The organism is Roseofilum acuticapitatum BLCC-M154, from assembly GCF_030068475.1.
GTDB lineage: Bacteria > Cyanobacteriota > Cyanobacteriia > Cyanobacteriales > Desertifilaceae > Roseofilum > Roseofilum acuticapitatum.
Map to the genome: position 1 here is coordinate 43,181 of NZ_JAQOSP010000133.1, position 11,605 is coordinate 54,785.

The following is an 11,605-nucleotide window of genomic DNA, read 5'->3' on the forward strand; positions in this document are numbered from 1 at the left end:
ACTTAACACTGGGGATAGGCTGGGTAGCCTATGCGTTTAGAGCAATTACAAGCCTTTTTATCTGTTGCTAAAACAGGAAATTTTCAACAAGCAGCGCATGAGTGCGGGGTAACCCAATCCACAGTTAGCCGACAAATTCAAGGACTAGAGGCAGATTTGGGAATTCCCTTATTTCATCGTTCCTCGATCGCCAAATTGACGGTTGGGGGAGAGGTGCTACTTCCCCATGCTCGACGGATCTGCCAAGAATGGCAAACGGCGCAACAGGAAGTCTCGGAACTGTTGGCTGGAAAACAGCAGGAACTGTGTGTAGCGGCGATTCCTTCCTTGTGTTCCTATGGATTACCTTTAGTTTTACAGCGATTTTGTTGGTCTTATCCAGAGGTGCAATTGCGAGTGACGGCTTTAGGGAGCGATCGCGCTCTCAAAGTGCTTAAAGATGGTCTAGTAGACTTAGCACTAATTATGCACAACCGCTTTTTAACCCATAGTGCTGAATTAGTGGTCGATCCCTTGTTTGAAGAAACTATTGCCGTATTAATGGCGGCCGATCATGCTTTAGCTGGGGAAAAACTGTTATCTTGGGAGGCCATTTCTCACTATCCGCAGGTGGTCTTTAAGGATGGATATGGGATGCAAAGATTGGTTCATGAGCAGTTTAGTAAACATAATCTTCAATATCGAGCGGTTTTAGAACTCAATACTTTAGATGCTTTTCGAGGAGTGATTCGTCAAGGAGAATTTCTAGCGGTTTTACCGGAATCGGCCGTAAAATTAGCCTGTGAAGACCCTAGGGTAATTTTTCGTCCTCTACAACCGAGTCTTCAGGATGGGGGAAAAACGTTAAGTCGTCAAGTGGTGTTAGTAACCACTAGAGACCGACTTTCTATTCCACCTATTGAAAGCTTCCGCGCCTTAGCCCTAGAATATATTCCGCCCCAGTTTACTCGACAAGCGGCGATCGCCACGGGAATAGGGAATAGGAAATAGGGAAGAAATTATGAGTGATTCATTCCGAGAGCTGTTAAAAAAAGTAGGCAGTGGCCCCCATACGGGAAAGCTGCTGACCCGCACAGAATCAGCCCAAGCCGCACGACAGATGTTGCTCCAAGAAGCTACTCCGGCGCAAATTGGGGCGTTTATGATTGCTCACCGCATGAGACGACCGACACCGGAAGAGTTAGCGGGAATTTTGGATACTTATGAGGAGTTAGGGCCAAAATTGCAACCCCGTCAGGAAGGGGAAAAAGTTGTAATTTTGGGAATTCCTTATGATGGGCGATCGCGCTTCATTCCTGTCAATATAATCACAGCTTTGATGCTGGTGACGGTGGGTATACCGGTCATTCTCCATGGAGGCCCCCGGATGCCGACTAAATATGGAATTCCCCTGATTAAGCTGTGGCAAGGATTAGGAGTCCATTGGCAATCCCTTTCCCTGGATCGAACTCAGGATATTTTTAATCAAACGGGTTTAGGGTTTATTTATTTGCCTCAGCATTTCCCCGAAGCCAATAGTTTAATTATTTACCGGGAACAAATCGGTAAGCGGCCTCCTTTGGCAACGGTTGAATTGATGTGGTGTCCCTATGCTGGACAAGTTCATCTAATGGCTGGGTATGTGCATCCTCCCACCGAAAGTTTATTTAAGCGCACCTTAGCGCTCCGGGGTGTTGAGGAACTGACTACCATCAAAGGACTCGAAGGTAGTTGCGATTTACCCCTTTCGCGCACCGCTATTCTTGGACTGAGTAGGGATCGCTCGGCAGAGATTTCTGAAACTGGAGAGCCGGAAATAGCTCTGGAACGGCTTTGTATTAATTGTCGAGAGTATGACTTCACGCCATCAGATGTAACCTTAGACTCAGAAGCAGGGGCGATCGCCTCCTTAAAAGCAATTTTAGACCATCAACCCACCCCTCTTTTGCGCTCGGCAATCTGGAATGGCGGATTTTATCTCTGGCGCTGTGGCTGTTGTGATAGCTTGGAAGCAGGTTTATCAATGGCTAAAGATCTCCTTTCTGGGGACACAATAGCTAGAACCCTGGATGATCTGCACAGAAAAATTAATCATTAACAATGCATAAGTGGTTTAGGGTGAGTGAGTGGTTTAAGGTGAGTGAGGAGCAAATTGCCGAAATTCTCGATCGGGTGCGATCGGAATTACCGACAACAGAAGCGTTGCTCATTGGCAAACCGCAGACGGGAAAAAGCTCAATTGTGCGGGGACTAACGGGAGTATCGGCGGAAATTGTCGGTCAAGGGTTCCGTCCCCATACCCAACATACAGAACGCTATGCTTATCCCTCGGAGGATTTACCCCTACTGATTTTTACGGATACGGTGGGGTTGGGAGATGTAGAGCAGGATACCGATCGCATTATTGAGGAATTAGCTCAGGAATTGGCAGGCGAAACCGTTGGCGCTAGAGTCTTAATTTTGACGGTTAAGATTAATGATTTTGCCACCGATAGCTTGCGTCAAGTGGTGCAAAAACTGCGGCAAAAGTATCCCCAAGTGCCCTGTTTATTGGCGATTACTTGTTTGCATGAACTGTATCCTCCGGATGTGGAGAATCACCCCCCTTATCCTCCAGAGTTCGAGGCTCTACAACGGGCAGCCTCTGCTATTGAGGAGGGGTTTAAGGGCGATCGCGCCCTAGAACCGGATCGGGTGATTCTCATTGATTTTACCCTAGAAGAAGATGGGTATACCCCCGTATTTTATGGACTCGATCAACTGCGGGATACCCTGGGGGATTTGCTCCCAGAAGCAGAGTCTCGCGCCATTTATCAACTTTTGGATGGAGGAGTAGGCAAGCAGTTAGGCAATTTATATCGAGATGTGGGACGGCGCTATATTGCCGCTTTCGCGGTGATGGCGGCAACGGTGGCGGCTGTTCCTTTACCCTTTGCTACTATGCCCGTATTGACGGCTTTGCAAGTGTCGATGGTGGGAGTGTTGGGTAAACTGTATGGTCAAACCTTGAGTGTGTCTCAGGCTGGTGGGGTGGTGAGTGCGATCGCCGGTGGATTCTTAGCCCAAGCCATTGGCCGAGAGTTGATCAAATTTATTCCGGGTTTGGGCAGTGCGATCGCTGCATCTTGGGCAGCCGCTTATACCTTCGCCCTAGGGGAGAGCGCTTGTGTTTATTTTGGTGATTTAATGGGCGGCAAAAAACCCGATCCCCATAAAATTCAATCGGTCATGCGCGAAGCCTTTCAAGGCGCAAAGGAACGGTTTAAGAATAATTAATAATGAACAATGAACAATGAACAATTAATTTTTAATTTTTAATTTTTAATTTTTAATTGATAAGGTAAAATAAGGTCTGGCGTTTTGGATTCAACCAATTTATGAATGTACTGTCAATTCCCACTTGGGTGATTCATGTCTCCAGTGTAATTGAATGGCTCATGGCCATTTGGCTGATTTGGCGTTATGGAGAATTAACCGGCGATCGCCGTTGGTCATGGTTTGCCCTCGCCATGCTCCCCGCCCTCATCAGCGCCATGTCTGCCTGCACCTGGCACTTCTTCGACAACGATCCCAACCTCGAATGGATCGTCACCCTACAAGCGGCCATGACCGTCCTCGGCAATTGTACCCTTTGTGCTGCCGGTTGGCTCCTCTGGCGACAAACCCAATCTCAAGCTTAAACCTCAACCCGACTCCCCTTTCTTCCTCCATAACATAACCATGTCTAAAGATGCCCTATTTGCAATATCCTTATTTCCCTATTTGGGATTTCTATGGTTTATCACCCGCTCTGGACAAATGCCCCGGTTAGCCCTCATCGGCTTTTATATGACCTTAGTCTTTGTCGGCGTAACCATTCCCGCCGGAATTTATGCCCAAGTTGTCTACCATGAAGCCCTAGCCAATGTAGACTGGCTCCATGGCGGCGCGGAAGTTTTCTTAAGTATTTCTAATATTTTAATCGTGGTGGGATTTTATCAAGCCGTTAGATCTCAACGAGCAAAAGTCTCTGACAGTTAAGCCAATTGTAGGGGCGGGTAAGGTGGGCATTGCCCACCCTACAAATCCAAAACCCATCGACTGTAATTTTTAATTTTTAATTTTTAATTTTTAATTGATCTTACACGCGCAAGTTTTCCAACTCTAACGACTTAAATTCAGCCGCAACCTGTTCTTGGCGCAGTCGTGCCACCAGAGCATCCGGATCTTGAACTTGCCATTGTTGAGGCAGCTTCACCCCTTGCAAAAACCCAAAGCGATCGCCTTTAATCACAATCAGAACCGGATAAGTTTGCGTATTCGTTTGTCCAGAATACTCCTCTAACAACAACTTCAGCCGATTTCGCATCACCGGTTCAGAGGCATCTTCTGATGGCAGACTAATCACCACCCAAGATTGGGGAACTTCAGCTACAGCAGGTGAAGCAACCTCCTCAGAAGCTTGACTGCCAACTTTAGGCGCAGAAGTTTGGTGAATTTCCGGCTCAACCGATAATTCCAATTCACCTCCTGCCGACTCTTGCATCACTTCTAAATCCACCTTTTCCGCCTCGCTCACCGTAAGCTGAGTTTGCTCATTCCATCGGCCAACTTTTCCCGTCAAAATCACCGGCACATCAGTCACCAAATTCCTTTTTACCCGTTCATAATCATCTCCCCAAACCTTCGCTTCTCCCTTCGTCGTCAAATCTTCCAAATTCAGAATCACCATTAACTTCCCTGACTTAGTGGTAATTTCCTTAATCTCCGTAATCATCACCACTACTTTAACCGGCTTGCGACTACTCGCTGCTTCTAGTTGAGCTAAAGTAATCGGTTTTGGATCTAAGGTTTCAGCCAGTTTAGCCACAGAATTTAGGGGATGTTCAGAGACATAAAATCCGAGTAACTCCTTCTCCATTTGCAGCTTATCCGCTAACGTGATTTCTGGCACAGGAGCGGCTTTTGGGGCAACTTCATGGGCGCGACCATTGGTGTTTTGACTACTAAAAGGAGTATTGCCCAACATATCAAATAAATTGGGGCCGCTTTCCCGATCTTTGGCTCGACTATGGGCCCAAGGAACAATCTTTTCTAAATCGGCTAAAAGTTGAGCGCGATTATCATCAAAACCATCAAACGCACCGCATTTAATCAGCGATTCTAAAGCGCGGTTATTCACCGTTCGTAAATCCACGCGATCGCACAAATCAGCTAATGCCTTAAACTCCCCTTCTTCTCTAGCTTTTAAGATACAATCAATCGCCCCTTGTCCTAAATTTTTCACTGCCGATAAGCCAAATAAAATAGTTTGATTTTTAGTCGGCGTAAATTCCACACCCGATCGATTAACATCCGGTGGTTCAATCTTTATACCCATTTCTCGACAATTGGCGATATATTTCCCCACCTTATCCTGATCGCCACTATTAGAAGTCAGCAACGCTGCCATGTATTCCACCGGATAATTGGCTTTCAGATAAGCCGTCTGATAGGTCACATAAGCATAGGCGGTAGAGTGAGATTTATTGAAGCAATATTCAGCAAACTTAACCATCTGATCGAACAAACTTTCAGCAATGGTTTTATCAATGCCATTTTTCGCTGCCCCATCCATAAAAATATTGCGATGTTTTTGCATTTCTGACATCTTCTTTTTACCCATGGCACGGCGCAATAAATCCGCTTCCCCTAGGGAATAGCCCGCTAAATCCTGAGCCACTTTCATGATCTGTTCTTGATAGACCAAAACTGCATAGGTTTCATTCAAAATTGGCTCTAACAGTTGATGCTCATAAACAATTTTTTCCGTTCCATGTTTGCGGTTAATAAACTTGGGAATTAGACCCGCATCCAGCGGCCCTGGTCGATAGAGAGCCAGAATAGAAGAAATATCTTCAATACAAGAGGGTTTTAGTTCCCGAACGACTTGCCGCATTCCGGAAGATTCCAACTGAAAAATGCCTTCTAAATCTCCTTTTTCCAGCACTTTATAAGTTTTGTTTACATCTGGGGGTAATTTCTTAATTCGCAGATAAGTTTGCTGCGCTTTGCGTTCTTCAGCCGGTATATCATAGGGGTCAAGCTTCCGGTCATAATTTCGCTCTACATATTCCAAAGCCTTTTGAATCGTGGTCAGATTTTTTAATCCCAGAAAGTCCATTTTCAGCAATCCCAAGGCTTCAATGTTCTCCATGGAATATTGGGTGATGACGGCTCCATCATTATTGCGTTGCAAGGGAACAATTTCATCTAAGGGTTCTTTAGAAATGACCACTCCAGCAGCATGAACCCCAAAAGTTTTGTTGGTTCCTTCAATTCTCATTGCCATGTCTATCCACTGACGAACCCGCTCATCTGAGTCATATTTTTGCTTGAATTCCGGTGTTGGCGTTTGATCGGAAACCATGATTTTCAGCTTGGTGGGTTTCCCCCTAGAAACGGGAATCATTTTCGCCATTTGATCCGCTTCTGAGTAGGGAATATCCAAAACTCGTGCCACATCTTTCAGAACGGCTTTTGAGGTCATGCGGTTAAAGGTGATAATTTGTGCAACCCGTTCTTTACCGTATTTTTCGGTTACATATTCAATCACATCATCTCGCCGTTCAATGCAGAAATCTGTATCAATATCCGGCATAGATTTCCGTTCAGGATTCAAAAATCGCTCGAATAAAAGTCCATGATGAACGGGGTCAATGTTGGTAATTCTTAAGGCATAGGCAACTAATGAACCCGCAGCAGAACCGCGACCGGGGCCGACGGGGATGTTATGATCTCTGGCATATTTGATATAATCCCAAACGACTAAAAAATAAGTGGAAAATCCCATCCGTTGGAGCATTTTGAGTTCATATTCTAGTCGCTCTTTATAAACGGGTTTAAGTTCTTCGCGATGTTTGAGTTCTAAGCGCTCTAGGAGTCCATCCCAAGCTTGTTTTTCTACATAGGTGTCGGGGGTATGATCTTTGGGGATGGGATAATCTGGGATGCGAGGCTCTCCGAGAATGCCTTTGTAGGGTTCGATTTTTGACGCGACTTCCAGGGTATTGGCGATCGCCTCCTGAATCACCTCTTCCGGAAGATGATCCCGGAATAACAATGCCATTTCCTCAGCCGTTTTTAGGTACTCCGTCCCGCTATAGCGCATCCGCTTCTCATCGCTAATTAAACTCGCCGTATTAATGCACAATAGCGCGTCATGGGCTTCTGTATCATAACAGGAAATAAAGTGGGAGTCATTCGTAGCGACCAGTTTAATCCCCAATTCTTGACCGATTTTCATCAATTCTACATTCACAATTCGGTCTTCTTGCGATCCATGGTCTTGAATTTCCAAATAATAATCATCCCGGAATAAATTCTGATACCATTTCGCCACTTCTCGCGCTTTTTCCATCTCTCCCATGAGGATCAACTGGGGGATTTCGCTGCCTAAACAACCACTGGTTAAAATCAGCCCCTCGTGATATTCTTCGAGGAGTTCCTTATTGATGCAAGGACGGGAAAAAATTCCTTTTCCTTGAATTCCGTTTAAGTTAGATATAGTGGTTAATTTAACTAGATTTTTATAGCCTTGGGTATTTTTCGTGAGAACCAGTTGGTGATATTTTTTGATTTTCTTATATTTGGTTTCAATATCCCCATTAATGATATACATTTCATTGCCAATAATGGGGTTTACCGGACTATTGCGACAGGCTTTAATTAACTCAATTGCTCCATACATCACCCCATGATCGGTAATGGCGATCGCGGGCATTCCTAATTCCTCCGCTTTGCCCACCAATTGGGCAATTTGAGACGCACCATCAAGGAGGCTATAGTCGGTGTGAATATGTAATCCTACGAAAGACATAATCGAGTTGGCCATGAAGCAACAATGATGGCTATTATATCGCACTCTCCTCAAAATCCGCTATTACTACCTTCAAGAGAAATGGTATAATTTAAGATTAGCTGGATAAAAACAAGAGAGTTAACCATTGATGAACTTTTTCATCAAATGTGAGAAGAACGAAGTCAAGATTTTTTTCAAGCTTGTTCACTCAAACAGCAGGTGAAACGATGACAGATTACATTTGTATGGCTGTCTCAGCTATGTTGAGATCAGACCATCCATTGAACATCACCCTTCTTCGGACTTGAGATAAAACGGAAATACCATACTGCGGGGATCGTGAGTGGCCCGAATTTCATATTGAATCATCAGATCCACTCGCCCTTCTCCTTGACGAGGAAGGGTTAAAACTTGGCGCACAATAATTCGCGGTTCCCACTGTTCTAGGGCTTCTTGCACCCAAATTCGCATCAGAGTTAAAGTTTCTCGGTTCATGGGTGCAAAGGCTAATTCGGATAACCGACAGCCAAAGTTAGGGCGATAAACCCTCTCCCCCAGGTCAGTCATCAGAATAATCACCATAGACTCCCGAATATTGAGATCTTCGGCACTCAAGGCTAAACTGCCTTGGCGAGTCACTTGTAAGGGGAAGGAGACTCCCTGACCGACGAAGGGACGACGCTGTTTAGATAAACGAGATGAATTGACCATAGGGTATGGCACTGTACGCTGGGGACATCACTCTTATATAATAGAGTAGAAATAGGTGAAAAATCTCCTTTTTTAGGTCAGACAGATAAGCCTAAATGTTGTTTGAAGTATTGCAGAAACTTGAGCAAGGTGCTTTCTATGAGTAGTGAATTAGTTGTCTTAGCCTTCGATAATGAGGCAGATGCTTATGCCATGCGGGATAAACTAGCCCAATTACAAAAAGAATATCTGATTGAGCTGGGAGATGCTGCTATTGTTAAACGTAATGCTAAGGGTAAAGTCAAAATTGATCAAGCCGTTGATCTGGTTACTGCGGGTGCATTAGGTGGCGCATTTTGGGGAATGTTAATTGGACTGTTGTTTTTTGTTCCCTGGTTTGGCGCGGCTGTTGGAGCCATTACCGGTGCTTTGAGTGGTAAAGCAACCGATTATGGGGTAGATGATACTTTTATCAAGGATGTAGGTAAAACCATTGAACCCGGTCATGCAGCTCTGTTTCTATTGATTCGGAAATGGACAGAAGATAAAGTGATGGAGCAATTGACCCAGTTTAATGCCAAAGTTTTGCGAACTTCTTTGTCTAAAGAAGATGAAGAAAAACTGGCTAAAGCTTTATCGAAAGAACAAAAAGAGCAAGTTATTAGTGCTTTAGAAAAAGAAGAGTAGTCTGAAGGATTGAAGAGTTGACTTAATTTTCAACTTATTACCAATAAATTCAAGATGAATAGGGTGGTTGGGTGATGGCCCGATCGCCCTAAATTCATAAATTGATCCCAAAATTGGTTACAATAGCAAGATTAACCCTATCGCTTAAAACTCTATGTCAGCAAAACTGTTATTGGTGGATGATGAACCGGGACTGCGGGAGGCTGTACAAGATTATCTCGAAGATTCAGGGTTCACAGTAGAAGTAGCGAATAATGCCATTGAAGGTTGGGAAAAAGTTCAACACATTGTCCCAGATTTAGTGATTTCGGATATTATGATGCCGCAAGTGGATGGCTATCAGTTCTTGAAACAGTTGCGGGAAGATGACCGATTTAAGGCTTTACCGGTAGTATTTTTAACGGCTAAGGGGATGACTTCCGATCGCATCCAAGGCTATCAAGCGGGATGCGATGCCTATTTACCGAAACCTTTTGATCCAGAAGAATTAGAAGTAATCATCAAAAACTTACTCGAACGACGAGCAGCAGCGAGTAATTCAACAGAATTGGATGATATTAAACAACAACTCAATCAAATTCAGGGCATTCTGCAACAAGGGCATACGGTATCGACTCAAACCAGCCCGATTCAAATTGATTTTACCCCTAGGGAGCAAAGTGTTTTGAACTTAGTCACAGAAGGCTTGATGAATAAGGAAATTGCTCGCCGTCTGGAAACCAGCGTGCGGAATGTGGAAAAATATGTGAGCCGATTGTTTGTCAAAACGGGAACCAACAGCCGCACGGAGTTAGTCCGGTTTGCGATCGAGCATGGATTAAATCAATCTTGAGGGGAATGGGGGAATGGGTATATGCCCTATGACCCATAATTTTTAATAATGACGTTATATATAGTAGCAACACCCATCGGCAATTTAGAGGATATGACGTTTCGGGCGGTGAAAGTTTTGCAGTCGGTGGAGATTGTTGCTGCTGAAGATACTCGCCATACGGGTAAGCTGTTGCAACATTTCCAAATTCAGACGCGGCAAATGAGCTGCCATGAACATAATCAGCAGCAGCGTATTCCGGAACTGTTGGCACTGATGCAAGAGGGAAAGGCGATCGCCTTAGTCAGTGATGCGGGTATTCCTGGTATTTCCGATCCAGGGTATGAATTGATTCAAGCTACATTAGAAGCGGGACTGGATGTGATTCCTATTCCTGGGGCAAATGCGGCTCTAACGGCTCTGTCTGCTTCCGGGTTGGGGAGCGATCGCTTCTGTTTTGAGGGCTTTTTACCCCCCAAAGGGAAACCCCGTCAACAACGTTTAGAGATGCTCAAAACGGAAACTCGCACGGTTATTCTCTATGAAGCGCCCCACCGCTTGCAAGCTACTCTACAAGATTTAAGCAATACTTGTGGAGAAGAGCGAAAAATCACCATTGCTCGCGAATTGACGAAACTCTACGAACAGTTTTGGCGAGGGACATTAAAGGAAGCGATCCAATATTATCAAGAGCATCACCCCAAAGGAGAGTTTACCCTAGTGTTGGCAGGTGCAGATCTGGAGAATGTAGCGTTATCTGAAAGTGCCCTGAAAGCCGAGTTAGCTGATTTATTAGAGCAAGGATGGTCGCGATCGCAAGCCAGCCGTCACTTAGCGCAACTTACCCATCTTCCCAAACGGCAATTGTACCAAATGGCCTTAGAACTGCCGGATGCGATCGATTAATCAGGATTACTTTTATGACGACGGGGATGGCTTCCACTATCGTCGGGTTTTGCCTGCTCTACATACCAGCGATACCACTCCTTAGAGCTACGAATGGCTAACCATAATAACAATAAAGCAATCAGTCCCCCTTGTTGGGGAGCATCAAAGGCGAATAAGACTAAAAATACACAGAGTAGATCTTGCAGGAAAATGGCCCATAGGGGAATTCCTCGAAGACGATAGAACCATCCCGCTTGTACCAGTTGTAGAACAAGGGCTAAGATCCCGCCAACTCCACCAACGATCCAAATCATCCAGGGGGTTTGTTCGAGGGCAGTTTGGGCGATCGCCATTCCCATGATCGTTCCCACCACAGGACTAAACACCACCTGGAGCAACTGCTGCACCCGTTGACCCAAAAGTTTCTTAGGTGCAACCAATTCAAACAACGACCAACTCACTAACACCGCCAATACAACTTGGGGAGGAATTAAAGATAGAATAGGAACGCGAGACCATAGGGAGTCGCCATGTAATAGACCAATCACTAACAGGGGCAGGGCAATTCTGAGGCCAGCCGATGCAGAAGCTGAGAGGGCTGCTAAAAGCTCAACCATAATTTATCCACTTGTACAATCTTTATTATGAAGTATCAATGGTGGGACATCCCATATTTGGATCGGAACAGAGACCAACATGATGATCTAGATCGCACCTGGAGTCCCTTCAGA

General features: G+C 45.0%; 11 protein-coding genes. 8 read left to right on the forward strand and 3 right to left on the reverse strand.

What is annotated here, in order from left to right:
- The first annotated feature begins 30 nt into the window (after positions 1–30).
- From PMG71_RS20830 to PMG71_RS20850, 5 genes are all read left to right on the forward strand, one after another.
- A complete protein-coding gene (locus PMG71_RS20830; RefSeq protein ID WP_283755654.1) occupies positions 31–990 on the forward strand; it encodes a LysR family transcriptional regulator in 960 nt (319 codons plus the stop codon).
- A 10-nt stretch (positions 991–1,000) separates the two neighbouring features.
- Positions 1,001–2,077: an anthranilate phosphoribosyltransferase family protein gene (locus PMG71_RS20835; protein ID WP_283755655.1), complete on the forward strand. Its 1,077-nt coding sequence runs from the start codon at positions 1,001–1,003 to the stop codon at positions 2,075–2,077.
- Between the two features lie 2 nt (positions 2,078–2,079).
- Positions 2,080–3,255: a GTPase family protein gene (locus PMG71_RS20840; protein ID WP_283755656.1), complete on the forward strand. Its 1,176-nt coding sequence runs from the start codon at positions 2,080–2,082 to the stop codon at positions 3,253–3,255.
- Between the two features lie 101 nt (positions 3,256–3,356).
- Positions 3,357–3,659, forward strand: coding sequence for a DUF2499 domain-containing protein (locus PMG71_RS20845; protein ID WP_283755657.1), 303 nt, complete (start codon positions 3,357–3,359; stop codon positions 3,657–3,659).
- 40 nt (positions 3,660–3,699) lie between these two features.
- Positions 3,700–3,999 carry a DUF3593 domain-containing protein gene (locus PMG71_RS20850; protein ID WP_283755658.1) on the forward strand — a complete coding sequence of 100 codons (300 nt, stop codon included), beginning with the start codon at positions 3,700–3,702 and terminating at the stop codon, positions 3,997–3,999.
- Positions 4,000–4,099: 100 nt separating this feature from the next.
- On the opposite strand, the gene PMG71_RS20855 is transcribed toward PMG71_RS20850, so the two are convergent.
- Both PMG71_RS20855 and PMG71_RS20860 read right to left on the reverse strand, forming a co-directional pair.
- Positions 4,100–7,816, reverse strand: a complete 3,717-nt coding sequence (locus PMG71_RS20855; protein ID WP_283755659.1) for a DNA polymerase III subunit alpha — start codon at positions 7,814–7,816, stop codon at positions 4,100–4,102.
- Between the two features lie 270 nt (positions 7,817–8,086).
- Positions 8,087–8,509: a GPW/gp25 family protein gene (locus PMG71_RS20860; RefSeq protein ID WP_283755660.1), complete on the reverse strand. Its 423-nt coding sequence runs from the start codon at positions 8,507–8,509 to the stop codon at positions 8,087–8,089.
- 138 nt (positions 8,510–8,647) lie between these two features.
- On the opposite strand from PMG71_RS20860, the gene PMG71_RS20865 reads away from it, so the two are divergent.
- From PMG71_RS20865 to rsmI, 3 genes are all read left to right on the forward strand, one after another.
- Complete coding sequence (locus tag PMG71_RS20865) at positions 8,648–9,175, forward strand: DUF1269 domain-containing protein (protein WP_283755661.1); 528 nt, start codon at positions 8,648–8,650, stop codon at positions 9,173–9,175.
- 154 nt (positions 9,176–9,329) lie between these two features.
- On the forward strand, positions 9,330–10,007 hold the full coding sequence (locus PMG71_RS20870; protein WP_283755662.1) for a response regulator transcription factor: 678 nt from the start codon (positions 9,330–9,332) through the stop codon (positions 10,005–10,007).
- A 48-nt stretch (positions 10,008–10,055) separates the two neighbouring features.
- Positions 10,056–10,892, forward strand: a complete 837-nt coding sequence (gene rsmI, locus PMG71_RS20875; protein ID WP_283755663.1) for a 16S rRNA (cytidine(1402)-2'-O)-methyltransferase — start codon at positions 10,056–10,058, stop codon at positions 10,890–10,892.
- Here the strand turns inward: rsmI and PMG71_RS20880 are convergent.
- Positions 10,889–11,491 carry a DUF4126 domain-containing protein gene (locus PMG71_RS20880; RefSeq protein WP_283755664.1) on the reverse strand — a complete coding sequence of 201 codons (603 nt, stop codon included), beginning with the start codon at positions 11,489–11,491 and terminating at the stop codon, positions 10,889–10,891. The two genes, rsmI and PMG71_RS20880, sit on opposite strands and share 4 nt — an antisense overlap.
- Positions 11,492–11,605 lie beyond the last annotated feature (114 nt).